This is a genomic window from Salmonella sp. SAL-020 (genome assembly GCF_017372215.1).
In the GTDB taxonomy this organism is placed as follows: Bacteria; Pseudomonadota; Gammaproteobacteria; order Enterobacterales; family Enterobacteriaceae; genus Salmonella; species Salmonella enterica.
The window spans coordinates 234,317-259,363 of record NZ_CP071690.1; the positions used below are offsets into that span (position 1 = coordinate 234,317).

The following is a 25,047-nucleotide window of genomic DNA, read 5'->3' on the forward strand; positions in this document are numbered from 1 at the left end:
GTCACGGAAAGATGAAAAATGCGCGTTCTCCCGTATTGACGACGGGGCGTAATGCTGCCAGTGAGAAATATTTAAAAAGGAGCAACCAGAATGTATAACAATGAACCTGGCGCTCAGTCCGATCCAACGTTGGGCTACACTTTTCAAAATGATTTTCTGGCATTAAGCCAGGCGTTTTCACTACCCGAAATAGATTATACCGATATTTCCCAACGCGAACAGTTGGCGGCGGCGATTAAAAGATGGCCGCTCCTGGCTGAATTTGCGCAACCACATTCATTAAGGAAGCCATGAATGGCGATTCTGGGACTGCAGGGCGTGCGCGGCGGGGTGGGAACCACATCTCTCACCGCAGCACTCGCCTGGGCGTTACAAATCTTAGGGGAAAATGTCCTGGTGATTGACGCCAGCCCCGATAACCTGCTGCGCATGTCGTTTAACGTCGACTTCGTCCATCAGGGCGGTTGGGCGCGATCGTTGCTGGACGGCCAGGACTGGCGCGATGCCGGATTACGTTATACCTCACAGCTTGATCTACTGCCGTTTGGACAGCTCACCGCGCAAGAGCGGGAAAATCCGCAGTCCTGGCAGGAGACGCTGGGAGAGATCGGATCGGCTATCCAGGCGCTGAAAGCGAGCGGGCGTTATAGCTGGATTTTACTGGACTTGCCCTACGGCGCGTCACCGCTGACACGGCAGCTGGTGAGCCTCTGCGACCATACGCTGGCGGTAGCCCGGGTTGACGCTAACTGCCATATTCGCCTTCATCAGCAGGCGTTGCCTGCCGGAGCGCATATTCTGATCAATGACTTACGCATTGGCAGTCAGTTACAGGACGATCTGTACCAGGTCTGGCTGCAAAGCCAGCGCCGGTTGCTGCCCATTGTGATCCATCGCGATGAGGCGATGGCGGAGTGCATGGCGTCGAAACAGCCGTTAGGCGAATATCGCAGCGATTCGTTAGCTGCCGAAGAGGTGTTAACGCTGGCGAACTGGTGCCTGCTGCATGATGCGGGCGACAAAACGTCCGCCGGGAGCCTGCGATGAGCGCCCTTTCCCGGTGGCTGCTTATCCCGCCGGTTAGCGCGCGTTTGAGCGAGCGCTATCAGGGTTACCGCCGCCACGGCGCGTCGCCGTTTAGCGCAGCGCTCGGCTGCCTGTGGATGATTCTGGCGTGGATAGTTTTTCCGCTTGAGCATCCGCGCTGGCAGCGTATTCGCGACGAGCATAAAGCACTTTATCCGCATATTAACGCCGCCCGCCCGCGCCCGCTGGACCCGGCCCGTTACCTCATTCAGACCCTCTGGCTGGTGATGATCTCGTCGACTAAAGAACGTCATGAACCGCGCTGGCGGTCATTTGCGCGCCTGAAGGACGTTCGTGGACGTTACCATCAATGGATGGATACCTTACCGGAACGGGTGCGCCAAAAGACAACGCACCTGGAAAAGGAAAAAGAGCTGGGACATCTTAGCAACGGTGCCCGGCGTTTTATTCTGGGCGTTATCGTGACCTTTTCACTGATACTGGCGCTGATCTGTATTACGCAGCCATTTAACCCGCTATCGCAATTTATCTTTCTGCTGTTGCTGTGGGGCGTTGCGCTGTTGGTACGACGTATGCCGGGACGCTTTTCCGCGCTGATGCTCATCGTGCTGTCGCTAACGGTCTCCTGTCGTTATATCTGGTGGCGCTATACCTCGACGCTAAATTGGGACGACCCGGTCAGTCTGGTGTGCGGGCTGATTCTGCTGTTTGCGGAAACCTACGCCTGGATTGTGCTGGTGCTGGGGTACTTCCAGGTGGTGTGGCCGTTAAATCGTCAACCGGTGCCGTTGCCGAAAGAAATGTCGCAGTGGCCGACGGTGGATATTTTTGTACCGACCTATAACGAAGACCTTAATGTGGTCAAAAATACCATTTACGCTTCGCTTGGCATTGACTGGCCGAAGGACAAGCTGAATATCTGGATCCTTGATGACGGCGGGCGTGAATCATTTCGTCATTTTGCCCGACATGTTGGCGTGCATTACATTGCCCGCGCCACGCATGAACACGCCAAAGCCGGCAACATCAACAATGCGCTAAAACACGCGAAAGGCGAGTTTGTGGCGATCTTCGATTGCGACCATGTGCCGACACGCTCGTTTCTGCAAATGACAATGGGCTGGTTCCTGAAAGAAAAACAGCTGGCGATGATGCAGACGCCGCATCATTTCTTCTCCCCGGACCCGTTTGAGCGCAACCTGGGACGTTTTCGTAAAACGCCTAACGAAGGCACGCTGTTTTACGGACTGGTACAGGACGGTAACGATATGTGGGACGCCACTTTCTTTTGCGGATCGTGCGCGGTGATTCGCCGTAAGCCGCTGGATGAGATTGGCGGTATCGCCGTTGAGACGGTGACGGAAGATGCGCATACTTCGCTCCGGCTGCACCGGCGAGGTTATACCTCAGCGTATATGCGCATTCCGCAGGCGGCGGGGCTGGCGACGGAAAGCCTGTCGGCGCATATCGGGCAGCGTATTCGTTGGGCGCGGGGCATGGTGCAAATTTTCCGCCTCGATAACCCTCTGTTTGGTAAAGGCTTAAAACTGGCGCAGCGGCTGTGCTACCTCAACGCGATGTTCCATTTCTTGTCCGGCATTCCGCGCCTGATCTTTCTGACCGCGCCGCTGGCTTTTCTGCTGCTGCACGCCTATATCATTTATGCGCCTGCGTTGATGATTGCGCTATTTGTGATACCGCACATGGTCCACGCCAGCCTGACTAACTCGAAGATTCAGGGCAAGTATCGTCACTCTTTCTGGAGTGAAATCTATGAAACGGTACTGGCATGGTATATCGCACCGCCGACTCTGGTCGCGTTGATCAATCCGCACAAAGGGAAATTTAACGTCACGGCGAAAGGCGGGCTGGTGGAAGAGAAGTACGTCGACTGGGTAATCTCGCGTCCGTATATCTTCCTTGTCTTGCTTAACCTGCTCGGCGTGGCGGCGGGCGTATGGCGATACTATTACGGGCCGGAAAATGAAACGCTGACCGTCATCGTTAGCCTGGTGTGGGTCTTCTATAACCTGGTCATTCTCGGCGGCGCGGTTGCGGTTTCGGTAGAGAGTAAACAGGTCAGACGCGCGCATCGGGTCGAGATTGCCATGCCGGGGGCCATCGCCCGCGAAGATGGACATTTGTTCTCCTGTACCGTACATGACTTCTCCGACGGCGGGTTAGGCATCAAGATCAACGGTCAGGCGCAGGTGCTGGAAGGGCAGAAAGTGAATCTGTTGCTTAAACGCGGGCAGCAGGAATATGTCTTTCCAACGCAGGTGGTGCGCGTAACGGGCAATGAGGTCGGGCTGCAACTGATGCCGCTCACCACCAAACAACATATTGATTTTGTGCAGTGTACCTTCGCTCGCGCCGATACGTGGGCGCTTTGGCAAGATAGCTTCCCGGAAGATAAACCGCTGGAAAGCTTGCTGGATATTCTGAAGCTGGGCTTCCGCGGATATCGCCACCTCGCGGAATTCGCGCCGCCTTCAGTAAAAGTAATTTTCCGATCGTTGACGGCGTTAATTGCCTGGATTGTATCGTTTATTCCGCGTCGCCCGGAGCGGCAAGCGGCGATACAGCCGTCGGATCGGGTTATGGCTCAGGCTCAACAATGATGATAATGCGATGAAAAGAAAATTGTCCTGGATGTGTGCGGCGGTAATAGGATTAAGCGCGTTTCCTGCTTTCATGACGGCGGCGGCGCCTGCTACGCCGCCATTGATAAATGCTGAACCCACCGAGCCTGCGCCGTCGCCCGCAACTGAGGCGCCCGTCGTGGCACAGACCGCGCCTTCGCGCGAGGTCAAGCTGACCTTTGCGCAAATCGCGCCGCCGCCGGGTAGTATGGCGCTGCGTGGCGTTAACCCTAACGGCGGCATTGAATTTGGTATGCGCAGCGATGAAGTGGCGTCGAAAGCGGTGCTGAATCTGGAATATACGCCCTCGCCGTCGCTCCTGCCGGTTCAGTCGCAGCTCAAGGTTTATCTCAATGATGAACTGATGGGCGTACTGCCGGTGACAAAAGAGCAGTTGGGGAAAAAGACGCTGGCGCAGGTACCTATCAATCCGCTATTTATCACCGATTTTAACCGGGTGCGGCTGGAGTTTGTCGGCCACTATCGCGACGTGTGTGAAAATCCGGCCAGCAGTACTCTGTGGTTAGACATCGGGCGAAATAGCGCCCTGGATCTGACCTATAACATGCTGGCGGTGAATAACGATCTGTCCCACTTCCCGGTGCCGTTTTTCGATCCGCGGGATAACCGTCCGGTGACGTTGCCGATAGTGTTTGCTGACATGCCGGATCTGGCGCAGCAGCAGGCGGCTTCTATTGTCGCGTCCTGGTTTGGCTCGCGGGCGGGCTGGCGCGGTCAGCGCTTCCCGGTGTTGTATAATCACCTGCCGGATCGCAATGCGATCGTGTTCGCCACCAACGATCGACGCCCCGATTTCCTGCGCGATCATCCTGCGGTTAACGCGCCGGTTATCGAGATGATGAGCCATCCGGATAATCCGTATGTGAAGTTGCTGGTCGTGTTTGGCCGTGATGATAAAGACCTGTTGCAAGCGGCAAAAGGTATCGCGCAAGGGAATATTCTCTTCCGTGGTTCCAGCGTGGTGGTCAACGATGTAAAACCGCTGCTGGCGCGCAAACCGTATGATGCGCCGAACTGGGTGCGTACCGATCGCCCGGTCACTTTTGGCGAGCTGAAAACCTATGAAGAGCAGCTCCAGTCGAGTGGGCTGGAGCCGGCGCCCATCAATGTTTCTTTGAATCTGCCGCCGGACCTCTATTTGCTGCGTAGCAACGGTATTGATATGGATCTCAACTACCGTTATACCTCGCCGCCGACCAAAGACAGTTCACGACTGGACATCAGTCTGAATAACCAGTTCCTGCAAGCCTTTAGCCTTAACAGCACGCAGGAAACTAATCGACTCCTGTTGCGCTTGCCGGTACTTCAGGGACTGCTGGATGGTAAAACAGATGTGTCTATTCCGGCGCTCAAACTGGGGGCGATGAACCAACTACGTTTTGACTTCCGCTACATGAATCCGATGCCGGGCGGGTCGGTGGACAACTGTATTACCTTCCAGCCTGTACCGAATCATGTGGTGATAGGGGATGACTCCACTATCGATTTTTCGAAATATTACCACTTTATCGCGATGCCGGATTTACGCGCGTTCGCCAATGCGGGTTTCCCGTTCAGCCGGATGGCCGACTTGTCTGACACGCTGGCGGTGATGCCGAAGACCCCAACCGAAGCGCAAATGGAAACGCTGCTGAATACGGTCGGTGCCATTGGCGGGCAGACCGGTTTCCCGGCAATTAATCTGACCATCACCGATGATAGCGCTCAGATAGCCGACAAAGACGCCGATCTGCTGATTATTGGCGCTATTCCGGGCAAGCTAAAAGATGATAAGCGTATCGATCTGTTGGTGCAGGCGACACAAAGCTGGGTAAAAACCCCGATGCGGCAGACCGCTTTCCCGTCGATTATGCCGGATGAGGCCGATCGCGCGGCGGATGCGCAGTCCACCGTCACCGCCAGCGGCCCGATGGCGGCGGTGGTGGGCTTCCAGTCGCCGTTTAATGATCAGCGCAGCGTGATTGCTCTGCTGGCTGATAGCCCGCGCGGTTACCAGCTACTGAACGACGCTGTGAACGACAGCGGTAAACGCGCCGCGATGTTTGGTTCCGTGGCGGTGATCCGCGAGTCCGGCGTTCACAGTCTGCGCGTTGGCGATATCTATTACGTCGGACATCTGCCGTGGTTTGAGCGGCTGTGGTATGCGCTGGCGAATCACCCGGTGCTGCTGGCGGTACTGGCGGCCCTCAGTGTGGTATTACTGGCGTGGGTATTGTGGCGTCTGCTACGTATTCTCAGTCGCCGTCGTCTCGACCCTGACCATGAGTAACGCATGATGACTATGCTGCGCGGATGGATAACGATGATCGTCATGCTGACGGCAATAAATGCGCAGGCGGCCTGTAGCTGGCCTGCGTGGGAACAGTTCAAGAAAGATTACATTAGCCAGCAGGGACGCGTTATCGATCCGGGCGATGCGCGAAAAATTACCACCTCCGAAGGGCAAAGCTACGCCATGTTCTTTGCCCTGGCGGCGAACGATCGACCGGCGTTCGCGCAACTGTTTAACTGGACGCAAAACAATCTGGCGCAGGGATCGCTGCGTGAACATCTGCCCGCCTGGCTGTGGGGACAAAAAGATCCCGACACCTGGTCGGTGCTGGACAGCAACTCCGCGTCCGACGGCGATATCTGGATGGCATGGTCGCTGCTGGAGGCCGGTCGCCTGTGGAAAGAGACGCGTTATACCGAGGTGGGCACGGCGTTGCTAAAACGCATCGCCCGCGAAGAGGTCGTGAATGTGCCGGGGCTGGGCTCAATGCTGCTACCTGGCAAAATCGGCTTTGCCGAGGCGAATAGCTGGCGTTTTAACCCAAGCTATCTGCCGCCGCAGTTGGCGCAATACTTTAGCCGTTTTGGCGCGCCGTGGTCGACGCTACGGGAAACCAATTTGCGGCTTTTGCTGGAAACCGCGCCGAAAGGTTTCTCGCCGGACTGGGTGCGTTATGAAAGCAAGCAAGGCTGGCAGTTGAAAGCGGAAAAGACGCTGATCAGTAGCTACGATGCGATTCGCGTCTATTTATGGACGGGAATGATGCATGATGGCGATCCGCAAAAAGCGCGTTTACTGGCGCGATTTAAACCGATGGCGACGTTAACGATGAAAAACGGCGTTCCACCGGAGAAAGTGGATGTCGTCAGCGGGAATGCGCAGGGGACGGGGCCGGTCGGGTTTTCCGCCGCTTTACTGCCTTTCCTGCAAAATCGCGACGCCCAGGCCGTGCAGCGACAGCGGGTCGCAGACCATTTTCCTGGCAGCGATGCCTATTACAACTATGTGCTGACTCTCTTTGGACAAGGCTGGGATCAGCACCGTTTTCGCTTCACCGTCAAAGGTGAATTATTACCTGACTGGGGCCAGGAATGCGTAAGTTCACGTTAAGTCTCATGCACGCTTTTTTGCCGGCTGGCGGTCGAAACGCCTTACCTGGCAAAAGGGGCGTTTCTCGGGCATTGTTGGGTTTATCGCTTGGTATGGCGCTAACACCGCTTGCCGGCGCAGCGACCTCCGCGCAGCAACAGTTGCTGGAGCAGGTTCGGCTGGGCGAGGCCACGCACCGTGAGGACTTAGTCCGTCAGTCGCTCTATCGCCTGGAGCTGATCGACCCCAATGATCCACAGGTTATCGCCGCCCGTTTCCGCTATCTGTTGCGCCAGGGGGATAGCGACGGGGCACAGAAGCTACTTGACCGGCTGGCGCAACTGGCGCCGGAGTCGACGGCGTATCAATCTTCCCGCACCGCGATGCTGCTCTCCACGCCACAAGGACGTCAGTCTTTGCAGGAGGCGCGTTTACTGGCGACGACCGGCCATACTGAACAAGCGATCGCCAGCTACGACAAGTTGTTTAAAGGTTATCCGCCGGAGGGCGAACTGGCGGTCGAATACTGGACGACCGTGGCGAAATTGCCCGCCCGCCGTCACGAAGCGATTAACCAGCTACAGAAAATCAATGCCGTCAGTCCGGGTAATAACGCTCTGCAAAATGCGCTGGCGCAACTGTTGTTCGCCAGCGGGCGGCGCGATGAGGGATTTGCGGTGCTAAAACAGATGGCGAAATCCAGTACGGGACGCAGCGCGGCCTCCGCCATCTGGTACCAGCAGATAAAAGATCTCCCGGTGAGCGACGCCAGCGTAAAAGCGTTGCAAGACTATCTGACGCAGTTTAGCGAAGGCGATAGCGTGTCTGCCGCCCGCGCCCAGCTTAGCGAGCAGCAAAAACAGTTAGCCGATCCGGCGTTCCGCGCGCGCTCGCAGGGCATCGCGGCGGTTAATGCCGGAGAAGGCGGTAAGGCCATTGCGCAATTGCAGCAGGCGGTGAGCGCCCGGCAGGACGACAGCGAGGCGGTCGGCGCGCTGGGGCAGGCATACTCACAGCGTGGCGATCGCGCCCGCGCCGTCGCGCAGTTTGAAAAAGCGCTGGCGATGGCGCCGCACAGCAGCAGCCGCGATAAGTGGGAGAGCCTGCTGAAGGTCAATCGCTACTGGCTGTTAATTCAGCAGGGCGACGCGGCCTTAAAAGCGAATAATCTGGCCCAGGCGGAGCGTTTCTATCAGCAGGCGCGAGCGGTGGATAACACCGACAGCTACGCGGTACTGGGGCTGGGGGATGTGGCGATGGCGCGCAAAGATAATGCCGCCGCCGAACGTTATTATCAGCAGACGCTGCGTATGGATAGCGGTAATACCAATGCTGTACGCGGGCTGGCGAATCTTTATCGCCAGCAGTCGCCGCAAAAAGCCGCCGCGTTTATCGCTTCTCTTTCCGCCAGCCAGCGGCGCAGTATCGACGATATCGAACGCAGTCTGGAAAATGACCGTCTGGCGCAGCAGGCGGAAACGCTGGAAAGCGAGGGCAAATGGGCGCAGGCCGCAGAACTGCACCGTCGCCGGCTGGCATTAGATCCGGGGAGCGTGTGGGTGACGTACCGACTGTCACGCGATCTGTGGCAGGCCGGGCAGCACGCCCAGGCCGATGCGCAAATGCGCTCTCTGGCGCAGCAGAAGCCAAACGATCCGGAACAGGTCTATGCTTATGGGCTTTATCTTTCCGGCAGCGATCGGGACCGGGCGGCGCTGGCGCATCTCAATACCCTACCGACCAGCCAGTGGAACAGCAATATTCAGGAACTGGCGGGCCGATTGCAAAGTAACCAGGTGCTGGAAAGCGCTAACCGCTTGCGCGATAGCGGCAAAGAACGCGAAGCGGAAGCGTTGTTACGTCAGCAGCCGCCCTCTACGCGCATTGCGTTAACGTTGGCGGACTGGGCGCAGCAGCGTGGCGATAATGCGGCGGCCCGCGCCGCTTATGACGCCGTTCTGGCGCGGGAACCGGGTAATGTCGATGCCATGCTGGGGCGGGTGGAAATCGACATCGCACAGGGCGATAACGCTGCGGCGCGCGCTCAGCTGGCGGCGCTGCCTGCGTCGCAAATCACCTCTATTAACATGCAGCGCCGCGTCGCGCTGGCGCAGCTCCAGCTTGGCGATATCACGGCGGCGGCGCGGACCTTCAACCGCATTACGCCGCAGGCAAAAGCACAGCCGCCATCAATGGAAAGCGCGATGGTATTGCGTGACGCCGCCGCTTTTCAGGCGCAAACGGGCGAGCCGCAGCGGGCGTTGGAAACCTATAAAGAGGCAATGGTCGCCGCGGCGATTACGCCGGTTCGTCCCCTGGATAACGATACCTTTACCCGCCTGACGCGCAATGATGAAAAAGATGACTGGCTAAAACGCGGCGTGCGTAGCGATGCGGCGGAGTTGTACCGTCAGCAGGATCTCAATGTCACGTTGGCGCACGATTATTGGGGGTCGAGCGGGACTGGCGGCTACTCCGATCTGAAGGCGCATACCACGATGCTTCAGGTGGATGCGCCCTGGTCGGACGGACGGGCGTTCTTTCGTACTGATATGGTGAATATGGATGTTGGCCGCTTCTCTACGGATACGGATGGAAAATACGATAATAACTGGGGTACCTGTACGCTGGAGAAATGCAGCGGACATCGTAGCCAGGCCGATACGGGCGCGAGCGTGGCGGTCGGCTGGCAGAATGAGACCTGGCGCTGGGATATCGGCACGACGCCGATGGGCTTTAATGTCGTTGATGTGGTCGGCGGCGTCAGCTATAGCGACGATATCGGGCCGTTGGGTTATACCCTGAACGCGCATCGTCGCCCGATCTCCAGCTCGCTGCTGGCGTTTGGCGGGCAAAAGGACGCCAGCAGCAATACCGGCACCAAATGGGGCGGCGTGCGGGCCAACGGCGGCGGCGTCAGTCTCAGCTATGATAAAGGCGAAGCAAACGGTGTCTGGGCGTCGCTCAGCGGCGACCAGTTGAGCGGTAAAAATGTGGAAGATAACTGGCGCGTGCGCTGGATGACCGGTTATTACTATAAGGTGATTAACGAGAATAACCGCCGCGTTACCGTCGGGCTGAATAACATGATCTGGCATTACGACAAAGATTTGAGCGGTTATTCACTGGGTCAGGGCGGTTATTATAGCCCGCAGGAATACCTGTCGTTTGCGGTGCCGGTGATGTGGCGGCAGCGTACGGAAAACTGGTCGTGGGAGCTGGGCGGCTCGGTATCCTGGTCGCACTCCCGCAACCGTACCATGCCGCGTTATCCGCTGATGAATTTGATCCCGGCGGATTATCAGGAGGATGCGCGTGACCAGACCAACGGCGGCGGCAGCAGCCAGGGATTTGGCTATACCGCGCGGGCGCTCATTGAACGCCGGGTCACTGCCAACTGGTTTGTGGGTACGGCTGTCGATATTCAGCAGGCGAAAGATTATACCCCCAGTCATCTGCTGCTGTATGTCCGTTATTCCGCGGCGGGCTGGCAGGGGGATATGGATTTACCGCCGCAGCCTCTGGTGCCTTACGCTGACTGGTAATCATTGCGTCAGGCCTACGAATTGACAGGCGTCGTAGGCCTGAGAAGCGCAGCGCCATCAGACGCTATCATTAACCGTTATTCAGAAAAGTCCTTTTCAGATACAGCCTCTCTTAATGCCGCTGCAATCGGGTATACTCAGGCGGCAGTCCGGGATATCCAGGGAGAGTCAATTTGCGCGTCAGCCGCTCGTTAACAATTAAACAGATGGCAATGGTTGCGGCCGTTGTCATGGTGTTTGTTTTTGTCTTTTGCACCGTTTTGTTGTTCCATCTGGTACAGCAGAACCGCTACAACACGGCTACGCAACTGGAAAGCATCGCGCGATCTGTTCGGGAACCTCTTTCTTCCGCGATTTTAAAAGCGGATCTCCCCGGCGCGGAAACCATTCTGGAAAGTATTAAACCTGCGGGCGTGGTGAGTCGCGCCGATGTGGTATTGCCGAATCAGTTCCAGGCGTTGCGTAAGCGCTTCATTCCTGAACGCCCCGTCCCGGTTATGGTGACGCGTCTCTTCGAACTGCCGGTACAAATTTCTTTGCCGGTTTATTCGCTGGAGCGTCCCGCCAATCCGCAACCGCTGGCCTACCTTGTATTGCAGGCGGATTCGTACCGTATGTACAAGTTCGTCATGAGCGCGCTCTCTACGTTAGTGACCATTTACTTACTTTTATCGCTGATCCTGACGGTGGCCATCGCCTGGTGCGTAAACCGCCTGATTGTGCATCCGCTGCGCAAAATCGCCCGCGAGCTGAACGACATTCCGCAGCAGGAGCTGATCGGACATCAGCTGGCGTTGCCGCGTCTGCATCAGGATGATGAAATTGGAATGCTGGTGCGCAGCTATAACCTCAACCAGCAGCTTATGCAGCGTCAACGCGAGGAGCAAACGGACAACGCGATGCGTTTTCCGGTTTCCGAGCTGCCCAATAAAGCCTTTTTAATGGCATTGCTGGAACAGGTTATCGCCCGCCAACAGACCACCGCGCTTATCATCGTGACGTGCGAAACGTTGCGTGACACGGCAGGCGTGCTGCAAGAAACGCAGCGGGAGATTCTATTACTGACGCTGGTTGAGAAGCTGAAGTCGGTGCTGGCGCCGCGCATGGTGCTTACGCAGGTCAGCGGGTATGACTTCGCCATTATCGCCCACGGCGTTAAAGAGCCGTGGCACGCCATCACATTAGGTCAGCAAATACTCACTATCATTAATGAACGACTGCCCATCCAGGGTATTCAACTGCGCCCAAGCTGCAGTATTGGCATTGCGATGTATTATGGCGATCTGACCGCCGAAGCGCTCTATGGTCGCGCCGTTTCCGCCGCGTTTACCGCGCGCCGAAAAGGTAAAAATCAGATCCAGTTCTTTGACCCGGCGCAGATGGAGGCCGCTCAACAGCGCCTTACCGAAGAGAGCGATATCCTTACCGCGCTGGATAACCATCAGTTTGCCATTTGGTTGCAGCCGCAGGTCGAGATGCGCAGCGGCAACGTATTAAGCGCCGAAGCCTTGTTACGTATGCAACAGCCGGACGGTAGCTGGGAATTGCCGGAGGGGCTGATTGAGCGCATTGAATCCTGCGGCCTGATGGTCACGGTGGGCCATTGGGTGCTGGAAGAGTCCTGCCGCCAGCTTGCCGCCTGGCAGGAGCGCGGCGTGACATTGCCGCTCTCCGTCAATCTTTCCGCGTTACAGCTCATGCACCCTGGCATGGTGTCGGATCTGCTGGAATTGTTAAATCGCTATCGTATTCAACCGGGTACGCTGATTCTTGAGGTCACTGAAAGCCGCCGTATCGACGATCCGCACGCTGCCGTCGCTATCTTACGTCCGTTACGTAATGCTGGCGTGCGTATCGCACTGGATGATTTTGGCATGGGTTACGCGGGGCTGCGCCAGTTACAGCATATGAAGTCGCTACCGGTCGATATCCTTAAAATTGATAAAATGTTTGTCGATGGGTTACCGGATGATCACAGTATGGTGACGGCGATTATTCTGATGGCCCGCAGTCTTAATTTACAATTGATTGCCGAGGGCGTGGAGAACGAGGCGCAACGCGCGTGGCTGGAACAGGCGGGAGTCAACGTCGCGCAAGGCTTCCTGTTTGCTCGGCCCGTTCCCGCGGATATCTTTGAAGAACGGTATCTGTCGCACGAAAATTCTGATTACAAAAGTTAAAAAAGGTCGCGCTTGTGCGAGCCAGCTCAAACTTTTTAACATTTTTGTTTCAATTATGATCCTGGCGCATTTCTGTCATGTTGTGTGGGTGTTATTTTAAGGCCGCAGGTTACTCATAACCTTACAAGACCTGTGGTTTTTACTTCAAGGACACCCTATGAAAACCTCTCTGTTCAAAAGTCTTTATTTTCAGGTCCTGACAGCAATCGCCATTGGTATTCTCCTTGGCCATTACTATCCTGAACTGGGCGCACAAATGAAACCGCTTGGCGACGCGTTCGTTAAGCTCATTAAGATGATCATCGCTCCTGTCATTTTCTGTACAGTCGTGACGGGCATCGCAGGCATGGAAAGCATGAAAGCGGTGGGGCGTACCGGCGCGGTCGCGCTGCTTTACTTTGAAATTGTCAGTACGATTGCGCTGATTATCGGTCTTATCATCGTCAACGTTGTGCAACCTGGCGCCGGGATGAACGTCGATCCGGCAACGCTGGATGCGCAGGCGGTGGCCGTTTATGCCGCACAAGCCAAGGAGCAGGGCATTATTGCCTTCCTGATGGATGTCATACCGGGCAGCGTGATCGGCGCGTTTGCCAGCGGCAACATTCTGCAGGTCTTACTGTTTGCGGTGTTGTTTGGTTTTGCGCTGCACCGTTTGGGCAGCAAAGGCCAGCTCATTTTCAATGTGATTGAGAGTTTTTCGCAGGTCATTTTCGGCATCATCAATATGATCATGCGCCTGGCGCCGATTGGCGCATTCGGCGCGATGGCCTTCACCATCGGTAAATACGGCGTCGGTTCTCTGGTGCAACTGGGGCAGCTCATTATCTGCTTCTATATCACCTGTATTCTCTTCGTGGTGGTGGTGCTGGGGACGATTGCACGGGTAACGGGCTTTAGCATTTTTAAATTTATTCGCTATATCCGGGAAGAATTACTCATTGTGCTCGGCACCTCCTCTTCCGAGTCAGCGTTGCCGCGTATGCTCGATAAGATGGAAAAACTGGGGTGCCGTAAATCGGTGGTGGGGCTGGTGATCCCGACGGGGTATTCGTTCAACCTTGATGGCACCTCTATTTACCTGACGATGGCGGCGGTGTTTATCGCCCAGGCGACCAACAGCCATATGGATATCTTCCACCAGATAACGCTGCTGGTCGTGCTGCTGCTCTCGTCAAAAGGCGCCGCGGGCGTGACCGGAAGCGGCTTTATTGTGCTGGCGGCCACTATCTCCGCCGTGGGCCATTTACCGGTTGCGGGACTGGCGTTAATCCTTGGTATCGACCGCTTTATGTCCGAAGCGCGCGCGCTGACTAACCTGGTGGGTAACGGCGTGGCGACGGTGGTGGTTGCCAAATGGGTGAAAGAGTTAGATCACCAAAAGCTGGACGATGTGCTTAATAATCGTGCGCCGGATGGCAAAACGCACGAAATTTCCTCCTAATCTCGCCACTTATGCCCGTAGTCCCTTCCAGGACTGCGGGTGTTTGCGCATAATTGACCCCTGCGCCCAAAGCATACAGCATGATGCTTCGGGATTATTTCACTTCTTCCGTGACATTTTTAGGTTCTCGCGGTCTAACACGAAGTGTTTTTACGTCATATTCAGGCATCCCTGCCGGGGCTGTCTTTTTATTACCAGGATTGTTGATCAGGGGTTCACATGCAGGGCACAAAAATTCGACTCTTAGCGGGCAGTCTGTTGATGTTGGCCTCTGCCGGCTATGTGCAGGCAGATGCGCTCCAGCCCGATCCGGCATGGCAACAGGGGACGCTGGCTAATGGGTTACAGTGGCAAGTGTTGGCTACGCCTCAGCGCCCCAGCGATCGTATTGAAGTTCGTCTCCAGGTTAATACCGGTTCGCTCACCGAAAGTACGCAACAGAGCGGGTTCAGCCATGCGATTCCCCGTATCGCGCTGACGCAAAGCGGTGGTCTGGATGCCGCACAGGCACGTTCTTTATGGCAGCAAGGGTTTGATCCGAAACGTCCCATGCCGCCCGTTATTGTTTCTTATGATTCCACGCTCTATAACCTCAGTTTACCCAATAACCGTAACGATCTGCTGAAAGAAGCGCTGACCTATCTGGCTAACGTCTCCGGTAAATTAACCATTACGCCAGAGACGGTGAATCATGCGTTAAGCAGCGAAGATATGGTTGCGACGTGGCCAGCAGATACTAAAGAGGGCTGGTGGCGTTATCGGCTGAAAGGGTCGGCGTTATTGGGGCACGATCCCGCGGAACCGTTAAAGCAGCCGGTAGACGCAGCCAAAATTCAGGCTTTCTATGAAAAATGGTACACCCCGGATGCCATGACGCTGATTGTTGTCGGCAACATTGATGCGCGCTCCGTCGCCGAGCAGATCAACAAAACGTTCGGTACGCTGAAAGGTAAACGCGAAACGCCCGCCCCGGTGCCGACGCTTTCGCCGCTGCGGGCGGAATCAGTGAGCATTATGACCGATGCGGTGCGCCAGGATCGTCTCTCCATTATGTGGGATACGCCGTGGCAACCGATTCGCGAATCGGCGGCGCTGTTGCGCTACTGGCAGGCGGATCTGGCGCGCGAAGCGCTGTTCTGGCATATCCAGCAAGAGCTTACTAAAAATAACGCGAAAGATATTGGTCTGGGGTTTGACTGCCGGGTTCTGTTCCTGCGCGCGCAGTGCGCCATCAACATTGAATCACCTAATGATAAGCTCAATACCAATTTGAGCCTGGTGGCGAATGAACTGGCGAAAGTACGCGATAAAGGTTTGTCGGAAGAGGAGTTTACTGCGCTGGTGGCGCAGAAAAATCTCGAATTGCAAAAGCTGTTCGCGACCTACGCGCGTACCGATACTGACATTTTGACTGGACAGCGTATGCGCTCGCTGCAGAATCAAGTGGTGGATATCGCGCCGGAGCAGTATCAGAAGCTGCGTCAGAATTTCCTCAACAGCCTGACCGTTGATATGCTCAATCAGAATTTACGTCAGCAGCTATCGCAGGAGATGGCATTAATTTTGCTGCAACCGCAAGGCGAGCCGGAATTTAATATGAAGGCGTTAAAGGCGACGTGGGATGAAATCATGGTCCCGACAACTGCCGCCGCTGTTGAAGCAGATGAGGCGCATCCGGAAGTGACGGAGACACCGGCGGCACAGTAAGCTGCCGCCTGCCGGCCCGGTAAGCGCAGCGCCACCGGGCAAGAGCAAATGACTTACTGCGGCATCGCGTCGTGCGGAATAATGGCCCCACGGTACTGAATTACCGTGCTGGCCGTCAGGTGTCCGCGCTTCGCGGCATCCGTCGCGCTGCCGCCCGTCAAACGAACGGCCAGATAACCGGCGCTGAAGGAGTCGCCTGCGGCAGTGGTGTCTATCACTTTCTCTTTCGGCAGTTTTACTGCCGGAACGTCAATGAGCGCCTCGCCCTGAATTGAGACCAGGCAAGAGTCCGCCCCGCGTTTTACCACCACTTCCTGCACGCCTGCCGCATGGGTGCGGGCAATGACCTCTTCCACCGGTTGCTGACCCCATAGCGCGTCTTCATCGTCCAGTGTCAGGAAAGCGATATCAGTACATTCCAGCATCTTTTGATAGACCTGCTGCGTTTCTTCGCGACTTGTCCATAAACGCGGGCGATAGTTATTATCAAAAATGACTTTCCCGCCGTTGGCCCGGCATTCACGCAATAAAGACAGCAGCTTATCACGGCTGGTCGGGCTTAAAATCGCGAGGCTAATGCCGCTCAGGTAGAGATAATCGAAGGTCGCCAGCGCCTTGCAGATAGCCGCTGACTGCTCGCTCTCCAGCCAGAATTTCGCTGCCGCTTCGTTACGCCAGTAGTAGAAGGTACGCTCGCCAGTGTCATCGGTTTCGATGTAATAGAGGCCTGGTAGGCGATTTTCCATCCGCTGCGTTAGCGAGGTATCCACATTTTCATGCTGCCACGCCTCCAGCATCTGTTGGCTGAAACTGTCGGTACCCAGCGCCGTCACATAGTGAACGGCCAGAGCGGCAGAATCGACCTGACGGGCAATATAAACGGAGGTATTCAGCGTGTCGCCGCCGAAGCCGCGCTGAACATCAGCGCCTTTCTGCGACAGTTCAATCATGCATTCGCCAATCACGGCAATCTTTTTAGACATAGTCGTGAACCTGATCTGTAAAAATTAGCGTTAGTGTGCGCTGTGGATGTTTAGTGGTCAATAATATTAAAACATCGGTCCATTATTTTTTTGAGCAAGTGCGTATTTTTGACAAGTTTCGGGGGCTGTTTTTATTTTGCCAGGGACCGAGGGTAAAGTTCTCTGCCTGAACGCCGATAACCTTTGACGAGTCCGGACAGTCACACTCCCATTAACAGGACAACTGAGATGATAAAGCAGGTTATCCAGCAGCTACGCGTTCCTGATGCAGGTATAGAGAATTTGCAGGAACGGCGCTATTGGCTGCAATGCGAGCGTGCCTATACTTACCAGCCGATATACCAGACGGATGGCCGTCTGATGGCGGTTGAACTTCTCACTGTCGTCACCCATCCTGATAACCCTTCCAGACGTATTGCCCCGGATCGTTATTTCGCGGAGTTAGCGGTTCGACACCGCATTGACGTAGTGAAAGAACAACTTCATCAGCTTGAACAAAAAGCGGATTTTTTCACTCGCCATCACTTATTGGCATCAGTCAATGTTGACGGCCCTACGCTGATTGCCATGCGACGACAGCCGGACATTCTGGCAGCGATGGAGCGTTTACCCTGGCTGCGTTTCGAATTGGTGGAACATATTCGTTTGCCGAAAGACTCCTCTTTCGCCTCGATGTGTGAGTTCGGCCCGCTGTGGCTGGATGATTTTGGTACTGGTATGGCCAATTTTTCAGCGCTGAGCGAAGTGCGTTATGACTACATTAAAGTGGCGCGCGAGCTGTTCGTCATGCTGCGTCAGTCCGCGGAGGGACGCAACCTGTTCACTCTGCTGCTGCAACTGATGAACCGCTACTGCCGCGGCGTTATTGTCGAGGGCGTGGAGACGCTGGAAGAGTGGCGTGATGTGCAGCGTTCGCCCGCCTTTGCCGCCCAGGGCTATTTTCTTTCTCGACCCGTGCCGCTGATATCGCTCGAAGAGGTGATTCTGACCCTGTAACGCCAGACTGTTCCCGTAATACGTGGTATTACGAGGCGCGGTCATCCTCCTTTTTCGTCTGGCTGAACTATCTTTAGGACAGGCAAGGGAAGAAGTGAGGAAATAACACATGACTAAAGCAGGCAAAATAACCGCCGCCATTACAGGGACTTTCTTGTTGTTGATCGCCATAGTGATTTTGTTGATCGCAACATTTGACTGGAACCGCCTCAAACCGACCATCAACCAGAAAGTCTCTACCGAATTGAACCGGCCTTTCGCTATTCGCGGCGATTTAGGCGTGGTGTGGGAACGCCAAAAACAGGAGACCGGCTGGCGAAGCTGGGTACCGTGGCCGCATGTTCACGCGGAAGACGTCATTCTCGGCAATCCGCCGGATATTCCGGAAGTTACGATGGTGCATCTGCCACGCGTTGAGGCGACGCTTGCCCCGCTGGCGCTCCTGACCAAAACCGTCTGGCTGCCGTGGATCAAACTGGTGAAACCCGACGCGCGTCTTATTCGTCTGTCCGAGAAAACCAATAACTGGACCTTTAACCTCACGCAAGACAAGAATACGGACCCCAATGCTAAACCTTCCGCCTGGTCCTTCCGGCTGGATAATATTCTCTTCGACCAGGGGCGAATCGCGATCGATGATAAGGTCAGTAAAGCGGATATCACTATTCTGGTCGATCCGTTAGGCAAACCGTTGCCGTTCAGCGAAGTGACGGGAACGAAAGGCAAAGCAGACAAATCCACCGTGGGCGACTATGTCTTCGGCCTGAAGGCGCAGGGGCGTTATAACGGGGAACCGTTGACCGGTACGGGAAAAATAGGCGGTATGCTGGCGCTACGCAGCGAAAGTACGCCTTTTCCTGTGCAGGCCGATTTCCGCTCTGGTAATACGCGGGTGGCTTTTAGCGGCGTGGTGAACGAACCGATGAAAATGGGCGGCGTCGATCTGCGGCTTAAATTCTCTGGCGATTCACTGGGCGATTTATATGATTTAACCGGCGTGCTGCTGCCGGATACGCCGCCGTTTGAGACCGATGGGCGATTGGTGGCGAAAATTGACGCCGAAAAGTCATCAGTATTTGATTATCGCGGTTTTAACGGGCGCATTGGCGACAGTGATATCCACGGCTCCCTCACTTATACCACCGGTAAACCGCGCCCTAAACTGGAAGGCGATGTCGAATCGCGCCAGTTACGCCTGGCCGATCTTGGGCCGCTGATTGGCGTGGATTCCGGGAAAGACGCTGAGCAGTCGAAACGGTCTGAACAGCGCAAAGGCGAGAAGAATGTTCAGCCGGCGGATAAAGTGTTGCCTTACGATCGCTTTGAAACCGACAAATGGGACGTTATGGACGCCGATGTCCGGTTTAAAGGCCGACGTATTGAACATGGCGGCAGTCTACCGATTAGCGATCTTTCGACCCATATCATCCTGAAAAACGCCGACTTACGTCTACAGCCGCTGAAGTTTGGTCTGGCAGGCGGCAGTATTGTCTCCAACATCCATTTGGAAGGGGATAAAAAGCCAATGCAGGGGCGGGCGGATATACAGGCGCGTCGGCTGAAGCTTAAAGAACTGATGCCGGATGTGGAGCTGATGCAGAAAACGCTGGGCGAGCTGAACGGCGATGCGGATATTCGCGGGACGGGCAACTCGGTCGCCGCGCTGCTTGGCAACAGTAACGGCAATCTCAAATTATTGATGAATGATGGATTGATTAGCCGCAACCTGATGGAAATCGTGGGGCTGAACGTCGGCAACTATATTGTCGGGCAGATTTTTGGCGATGACGAAGTGCGGGTTAACTGCGCGGCGGCGAATCTCAATATTGCGAACGGCGTGGCGCGACCGCAAATTTTTGCTTTTGATACAGAAAATGCGTTGATTAACGTGACCGGTACGGCGAGCTTCGCCTCTGAACAGCTCGATTTAACCATTGATCCGGAAAGTAAGGGGATTCGTATTATTACGCTACGATCGCCGCTGTACGTGCGTGGGACATTTAAAAATCCGCAGGCGGGCGTCAAGCCCGGCCCGCTGATTGCGCGCGGCGCGGTTGCGGCAGCGCTGGCGACGTTGGTAACGCCCGCCGCCGCGCTATTGGCGCTCATTTCGCCCTCTGAAGGCGAAGCCAATCAGTGCCGGACGATTTTAACGCAGATGAAGCAGTAACGTGAAACGTCGCGCCGGATGACGCCATCCGGCGCCCTATTACAACGCCTGATGACGCGTCTCATGGGTTAACAGCAGTGCAATCAGCGTCAGCGCCGCCATTGACGCCAGGTAAACCCCTACCGCCGCCAGCCCGTAGTGGCTTTGCAGCCATGCGGCAATATACGGCGCGACGGAAGCGCCCAGAATCGATGAGACATTGTAGGAAAACGATGCGCCGGTATAGCGCACTTCCGTCGGAAATAGCTCCGGCAGCAGCGCTCCCATTGGGCCGAAGGTCAGCCCCATCAGGCTCAGGCCTAACAACAGGAACACGAATACCAGCGCTGGATTGCCTGAACCCAGCAGCGGGGTAAAGGCGAACAACGCGAAGAGAATGATGAGCGTGGTAATGATGACCATGCTTTTCCGACGGCCAAATGCGTCCGCCAGCAGGCCGGCGACGGGCACCATCACGCCGAAACCAATCACCGCCATCATCAGCATCCACAGTATTTCATTGCGCGGCAAGCCAAGCCCCACCGGCGCGGCGGCAGTGCTGTAAGTCATGGAATAGACGGTCATGATATAGAACAGCGTGTAGGTCGCCAGCATGATAAACGTGCCGAGAATGGTTACGCGGACATGCTTCGTCAGCAACGTGCCCAGCGGTATTTTTACCTGCTTTTTCGCTGCGGCGACTTTCGCAAACACCGGCGTTTCATGCAGCGACACGCGCACATACAGGCCGATAATCACCAGCACCGCCGAGAAGATAAACGGCACGCGCCAGCCCCAGCTCATAAACTGCTCGTCGGTCAGCAGCCAGGAGAGCAACAGGAAGGTGCCATTGGCAAAAAAGAAGCCGATCGGCGCGCCCAACTGCGGGAAGGAGCCATATAGCGCGCGTTTGCGCGGCGGCGCATTCTCCGTCGCTAATAACGCCGCGCCGCCCCATTCGCCGCCCAGCCCCAGTCCCTGACCGAAACGCGCCAGCGCCAGCAGCAGCGGCGCGAAAATACCTATCGTCGCGTAGCCCGGTAACAGACCGATAATGACCGTGGAGATCCCCATCGTCAGCAGCGAAGCCACCAGCGTGACTTTGCGGCCTACCCGGTCGCCGAAGTGGCCGAATAGCGCAGAGCCAATCGGACGCGCCACAAACGCGATAGCGAAGGTGGCGAGCGATTGTAGCGTTGCCGCAGTGGGATCGCCCTGGGGGAAGAAGATAAGGGGGAACACGATCACCGCTGCGGTGGCGTAAATATAGAAGTCGAAGAACTCAATCGCGGTGCCGATAAGCGAGGCAATAACGACTTTATTGCGTGAGTTTACCGGAACATGTTCCTGTTCATGGTCGAGTGTTGTGGCGGTTGCTTGCATACTATTTTCTTATTTTTAGCGAACGAATAGCCATATTACGCACAGCAAAAGTTATATTTCAATGTGTAACAAAAGCCAAAGATGGTCAAAAAAAGCGCAAAAAGGGGATAATTTTTAAGCCTGCCATTTTGCGTCTATGAAATGCTTCACATAATTTTAGAATTGGTGGATAAAACTGGTTTCAGGTTAAATAAAAGTTAATTACTGGATTTATATGCTGAAACAATGAGATGAGGCGGAAGGACGTGCCTGATTGTACCGCCGGGTACGCTTTACATACCCGGCCTGGGTCCACACAGCAGTAGGCCGAATGACGCCGCCGTGCGTGCCATTCGGCAGCAAGCCGCAGACTAGCGTTGCGTTTTACCCGGCATTCGCGGGTCGTCCTTGTATTCGGCGGTGGCTATCCAGGCCGCGCAGAATAACGTCAGGCGGGCAAAAAAGTAGAAGAAGGCCATCAGACCGAGTACGGAGCCAAACGCCGCGCCGGAAGGCGATTTCACCAGTGACGGCAGCGTATAGGTCATAATGATTTTAATCACCTCAAAACCGATAGCGGCGATAAATGTCCCGCGAATCAACGCTTTTTTACGGGGACGATGGCGAGGCAGTCGCCAGAAAATCCAGAAAAAAAGTAGATAGTTGGCAAAAATAGAGATGGCCAGACCGATCAAATGCCAGGCCGGTTTTAACCATTCGATGCTGTCGAGATACAAGGCGGAGATGATCATCTGCTGGGCGGAACCGGCGATGGAAGTAATGGACAGCGTAATGATTAAAGCGATTAATAATCCAATCAGCGAGATAAAATCGCGCAGATATTTGAGCCAGATTTTCTCCTGATCCTGCGGCTTGCGCTCCCAGACGTCCCGTGACTGGGCGCGAATCGCTTCCCGCAGGTTGCCCATCCAGTTAACGCCGGAATAGAGCGCGATACCCAGTCCGACCAGCCCTACCGTGGTACGCTGTTGAACCGCCGTATTAATCGTATTTTTAAGCGTGGACGCCAGCGTAGGATCGCTCACATTCATCAATATCTTGCTGAAAATATCTTCCAGTAGATTAGGGTGCGAGGCGAGGATAAAACCTGCCGCGGCAAAGGACACCATCATTATCGGGATCATCGACAGAAACGAAAAGTAGGTGATAGCCGCGCCAAACTGATTACCCAGTCGATCGTTAAAACGTTCGGTCGCGCGAATGAGGTGGGCCACCATTGGTTGACGCTGAATTTTTTGCATCAGGGTGGTGACGGAATGCAACGCCTGATTTGCCTTTTCGTTTTTTTCCGGGGCGTCATGCGGCTGCGTTTCTATTTTTTGTATCGGGTCGTGCTCCAGTTCCTGAATAGGGCGTTTTACGTCATTTTCCTGCGTCATCAGGTCGGTAGTCCTTCATCATTAATAGAATATGTCAGTATAGCTTCTCCCCGGTGGATGCTGAAAATGCGGCTACTCTGCGGCCTCTTTAATGCTTTCCGTCAGCCATACCATAAACAGGTGTACCCGGCGGGAAAGATTACGGCGATGGGGATAATGCAGCGTCATCGGCAGTGGAGCGGCGCGATATTGCGGTAAAATTTCAATGAGCGTTCCGGCGCGTAACGCCTCCCGTACAGCAATGCGCGGCGTCTGAATGATTCCTAATCCTGCCAGACAGGCTGTATGCCAAGTCTCCGTACTGTTTACCGTTAGCATTCCGCCGGTTTTTACCCACTGCATACCGTGGGGAGTTTCAAAGGCAAAACCCGGTGAAGAAACTCCCGGGGTCAATGAATAATGCACCACCGCATGTGAGGCGAGATCGTCAAGGTTTTCTGGATACCCAAAGCGCGCCAGGTATTGTGGGCTGGCGCAGTTCACTCTTCTCAGTTTGCCAAGCGGGCGCGTCAGTATCCCTGGCGCATGTAGCGGCTCTGTGCGCACCACGCAGTCGAAATCTTCCCGTAGTAAATCGACCTGTCGATCGCTACTACAAAGTTCCAGCGCAATGCCGGGATACTGATGCAAAAAAGTGGGCAGGCGCGGCATGATGAGGCTGTTTGCGAGACATGGCGGTATATCTACCCGTATTTTGCCACTGATACTGGCGGGATCAGGCTGGAAAAGACCCTCCAGTTCATCCAGGTTACTCAACAGATCTTTTGCCCGTTCGTAGTAAACCATTCCGTCCTGAGTAAGTTGTACCCGCCGGGTGGTGCGGTGGAGCAGGCGGATGCCCAGTTGATGTTCTAACGCTTGTATTTGCCGTGAGACGCTGCCTTTGGGAAGGCCGATATCCTCTGCTGCGCGGGAAAAACTTTCCCGTTCCGCCACGCGTACAAACAATTTCATTGCATATATTTTATCCATCATCAGGCTCTATTATTGTTCTTATTGAAACAGTGACGCTGAAGCGGCTGGTTTTATTGATTTTCTAGCACCTAATAAGCCCTTTCGCAATCATTGCTCGCGTGACGAATACGTCTGATCGCGTTGCGCGGCGGATTTATCGCCTTCCGGCCAGGCATTTTAGCGCCAAAAAGCCGATAAACGGGACGAGAGCGGTAAAACACGCTGATAGCCGCGGGTGTAGTGGGAGAGAGAAATGCATGTACATATACGGTATTGTCATTGACCCATCGTCGCGGTTTTCAGGCGGATTGGCTATTTTTTAACAAAATGTGCTACTTTATTTTTTGTAACACATCAGGTGAAAAGCAGATATTTCCTTTGTGACGCGCCAGGCGTACTCTTCATTAAATTAATATTCAAATTAGCCTTGGCTGTTCGCGCTAATAAGATATTCCTTACTTTAAAAGGCTAATTTTAGCGAATTCTGTAATCCCGATGTTGAAGCTGTAAATATTCATAACCTTTCCCTTCCTCAACCAATGACTATCGGTAAAATGGCCTATACCAAATGGCGACTTCTTATTTTACCCTACGGGTAATACCCTTCCTCATCTTGAGACTATTATCTTACCCAGGTGGAGAAAAGTAATGCAGGTAATCATGTTTGACAGGCAGTCAATATTTATTCATGGAATGAAAATCAGTTTGCAGCAGCACATTCCAGGAATAAGTATCCAGAGTGTCGGTCAGGCAGAAGAACTCTGGCAAAAAATAGAAAGCGCGCCGGATGCGCTGGTCATGCTGGATAGCGGCCTGGATGCTGAATTTTGCCGCGAGGTGTTACAAAGAACCGTGCAGCAATTTCCGGAGGTGAAGATTATTATCACGGCGATGGATGGCAGTCAAAAGTGGCTGCATGAAGTCATGCAATTTAACGTTCAGGCCGTGGTGCCACGCGATTCTGATGCCGAAACCTTTGTCCTTGCGCTCAATGCTGTCGCTCGCGGGATGATGTTTTTACCGGGGGATTGGTTAAATTCAACGGAGCTGGAGTCCCGTGATATAAAAGCGTTAAGCGCCCGCCAGCGGGAAATTTTGCAGATGCTTGCCGCAGGAGAATCAAATAAACAAATTGGGCGGGCGTTAAATATTAGTACCGGGACGGTTAAAGCGCATCTGGAGTCGCTTTACCGGCGGCTGGATGTAAAAAATCGTACCCAGGCCGCCATGATGTTAAATGAATCGAATTAACGACG

Annotated in this window: 16 protein-coding genes; 12 read left to right on the top strand and 4 right to left on the bottom strand. The window is 54.9% G+C overall.

The features are described from left to right. The first annotated feature begins 90 nt into the window (after window positions 1–90). The 9 genes from bcsR (at window position 91) to J1G48_RS01140 (ending at window position 15,947) form a co-directional block, all read left to right on the top strand. Complete coding sequence (bcsR, locus tag J1G48_RS01100) at window positions 91–294, top strand: cellulose biosynthesis protein BcsR (protein ID WP_000282616.1); 204 nt, start codon at window positions 91–93, stop codon at window positions 292–294. After that, a complete protein-coding gene (gene bcsQ, locus J1G48_RS01105; protein WP_000996127.1) occupies window positions 295–1,047 on the top strand; it encodes a cellulose biosynthesis protein BcsQ in 753 nt (250 codons plus the stop codon). Continuing rightward, complete coding sequence (gene bcsA / locus J1G48_RS01110; protein WP_001275324.1) at window positions 1,044–3,668, top strand: UDP-forming cellulose synthase catalytic subunit; 2,625 nt, start codon at window positions 1,044–1,046, stop codon at window positions 3,666–3,668. Before bcsQ ends, bcsA begins: the two co-directional genes overlap by 4 nt. Before the next feature lie 10 nt (window positions 3,669–3,678). Then, a complete protein-coding gene (gene bcsB / locus J1G48_RS01115) occupies window positions 3,679–5,979 on the top strand; it encodes a cellulose biosynthesis cyclic di-GMP-binding regulatory protein BcsB (protein ID WP_000823812.1) in 2,301 nt (766 codons plus the stop codon). Between the two features lie 3 nt (window positions 5,980–5,982). Next, a complete protein-coding gene (bcsZ, locus tag J1G48_RS01120; RefSeq protein ID WP_000988803.1) occupies window positions 5,983–7,092 on the top strand; it encodes a cellulose synthase complex periplasmic endoglucanase BcsZ in 1,110 nt (369 codons plus the stop codon). Next, window positions 7,074–10,616 carry a cellulose synthase complex outer membrane protein BcsC gene (bcsC, locus tag J1G48_RS01125; RefSeq protein WP_001225197.1) on the top strand — a complete coding sequence of 1,181 codons (3,543 nt, stop codon included), beginning with the start codon at window positions 7,074–7,076 and terminating at the stop codon, window positions 10,614–10,616. Before bcsZ ends, bcsC begins: the two co-directional genes overlap by 19 nt. Window positions 10,617–10,789: 173 nt before the next feature. Next, window positions 10,790–12,796: a biofilm formation regulator HmsP gene (gene hmsP / locus J1G48_RS01130; protein ID WP_001266347.1), complete on the top strand. Its 2,007-nt coding sequence runs from the start codon at window positions 10,790–10,792 to the stop codon at window positions 12,794–12,796. Between the two features lie 157 nt (window positions 12,797–12,953). Continuing rightward, window positions 12,954–14,240, top strand: a complete 1,287-nt coding sequence (dctA, locus tag J1G48_RS01135) for a C4-dicarboxylate transporter DctC (RefSeq protein ID WP_000858228.1) — start codon at window positions 12,954–12,956, stop codon at window positions 14,238–14,240. A gap of 219 nt (window positions 14,241–14,459) precedes the next feature. After that, on the top strand, window positions 14,460–15,947 hold the full coding sequence (locus J1G48_RS01140) for a pitrilysin family protein (RefSeq protein ID WP_001163182.1): 1,488 nt from the start codon (window positions 14,460–14,462) through the stop codon (window positions 15,945–15,947). A 53-nt stretch (window positions 15,948–16,000) separates the two neighbouring features. Here J1G48_RS01140 and J1G48_RS01145 read toward each other — a convergent pair whose 3' ends face one another. Next, complete coding sequence (locus J1G48_RS01145) at window positions 16,001–16,930, bottom strand: sugar kinase (protein ID WP_000037586.1); 930 nt, start codon at window positions 16,928–16,930, stop codon at window positions 16,001–16,003. Window positions 16,931–17,158: 228 nt separating this feature from the next. On the opposite strand from J1G48_RS01145, the gene pdeH reads away from it, so the two are divergent. Both pdeH and J1G48_RS01155 read left to right on the top strand, forming a co-directional pair. Then, window positions 17,159–17,926: a cyclic-guanylate-specific phosphodiesterase gene (pdeH, locus tag J1G48_RS01150; protein ID WP_000595624.1), complete on the top strand. Its 768-nt coding sequence runs from the start codon at window positions 17,159–17,161 to the stop codon at window positions 17,924–17,926. Between the two features lie 109 nt (window positions 17,927–18,035). Next, window positions 18,036–20,096 carry an AsmA family protein gene (locus J1G48_RS01155; protein WP_000158685.1) on the top strand — a complete coding sequence of 687 codons (2,061 nt, stop codon included), beginning with the start codon at window positions 18,036–18,038 and terminating at the stop codon, window positions 20,094–20,096. 39 nt (window positions 20,097–20,135) lie between these two features. Here the strand turns inward: J1G48_RS01155 and J1G48_RS01160 are convergent, their stop codons facing one another. The 3 genes from J1G48_RS01160 to J1G48_RS01170 all read right to left on the bottom strand — a co-directional run bounded on the left by J1G48_RS01160 (window position 20,136) and on the right by J1G48_RS01170 (window position 23,809). Beyond that, window positions 20,136–21,458, bottom strand: coding sequence for an MFS transporter (locus J1G48_RS01160; protein WP_001148981.1), 1,323 nt, complete (start codon window positions 21,456–21,458; stop codon window positions 20,136–20,138). A gap of 350 nt (window positions 21,459–21,808) precedes the next feature. Then, entirely contained in the window at window positions 21,809–22,837 is a 1,029-nt protein-coding gene (gene yhjD / locus J1G48_RS01165) for an inner membrane protein YhjD (protein WP_000191231.1), read from the bottom strand. 72 nt (window positions 22,838–22,909) lie between these two features. After that, entirely contained in the window at window positions 22,910–23,809 is a 900-nt protein-coding gene (locus J1G48_RS01170) for a LysR family transcriptional regulator (protein WP_000358044.1), read from the bottom strand. Between the two features lie 630 nt (window positions 23,810–24,439). On the opposite strand from J1G48_RS01170, the gene J1G48_RS01175 reads away from it, so the two are divergent. After that, entirely contained in the window at window positions 24,440–25,042 is a 603-nt protein-coding gene (locus J1G48_RS01175) for a response regulator transcription factor (protein WP_001196089.1), read from the top strand. Window positions 25,043–25,047: the final 5 nt, after the last annotated feature.

What these genes read in the sequence shown, in the direction of transcription:
- bcsR (WP_000282616.1), top strand. Translation starts at nt 91, where the DNA reads ATGTATAACAATGAACCTGGCGCTCAGTCCGATCCAACGTTGGGCTAC.
- bcsQ (WP_000996127.1), top strand. Translation starts at nt 295, where the DNA reads ATGGCGATTCTGGGACTGCAGGGCGTGCGCGGCGGGGTGGGAACCACA.
- bcsA (WP_001275324.1), top strand. Translation starts at nt 1,044, where the DNA reads ATGAGCGCCCTTTCCCGGTGGCTGCTTATCCCGCCGGTTAGCGCGCGT.
- bcsB (WP_000823812.1), top strand. Translation starts at nt 3,679, where the DNA reads ATGAAAAGAAAATTGTCCTGGATGTGTGCGGCGGTAATAGGATTAAGC.
- bcsZ (WP_000988803.1), top strand. Translation starts at nt 5,983, where the DNA reads ATGATGACTATGCTGCGCGGATGGATAACGATGATCGTCATGCTGACG.
- bcsC (WP_001225197.1), top strand. Translation starts at nt 7,074, where the DNA reads ATGCGTAAGTTCACGTTAAGTCTCATGCACGCTTTTTTGCCGGCTGGC.
- dctA (WP_000858228.1), top strand. Translation starts at nt 12,954, where the DNA reads ATGAAAACCTCTCTGTTCAAAAGTCTTTATTTTCAGGTCCTGACAGCA.
- J1G48_RS01140 (WP_001163182.1), top strand. Translation starts at nt 14,460, where the DNA reads ATGCAGGGCACAAAAATTCGACTCTTAGCGGGCAGTCTGTTGATGTTG.
- J1G48_RS01145 (WP_000037586.1), bottom strand. Translation starts at nt 16,930, where the DNA reads ATGTCTAAAAAGATTGCCGTGATTGGCGAATGCATGATTGAACTGTCG.
- pdeH (WP_000595624.1), top strand. Translation starts at nt 17,159, where the DNA reads ATGATAAAGCAGGTTATCCAGCAGCTACGCGTTCCTGATGCAGGTATA.
- J1G48_RS01155 (WP_000158685.1), top strand. Translation starts at nt 18,036, where the DNA reads ATGACTAAAGCAGGCAAAATAACCGCCGCCATTACAGGGACTTTCTTG.
- J1G48_RS01160 (WP_001148981.1), bottom strand. Translation starts at nt 21,458, where the DNA reads ATGCAAGCAACCGCCACAACACTCGACCATGAACAGGAACATGTTCCG.
- yhjD (WP_000191231.1), bottom strand. Translation starts at nt 22,837, where the DNA reads ATGACGCAGGAAAATGACGTAAAACGCCCTATTCAGGAACTGGAGCAC.
- J1G48_RS01170 (WP_000358044.1), bottom strand. Translation starts at nt 23,809, where the DNA reads ATGGATAAAATATATGCAATGAAATTGTTTGTACGCGTGGCGGAACGG.
- J1G48_RS01175 (WP_001196089.1), top strand. Translation starts at nt 24,440, where the DNA reads ATGCAGGTAATCATGTTTGACAGGCAGTCAATATTTATTCATGGAATG.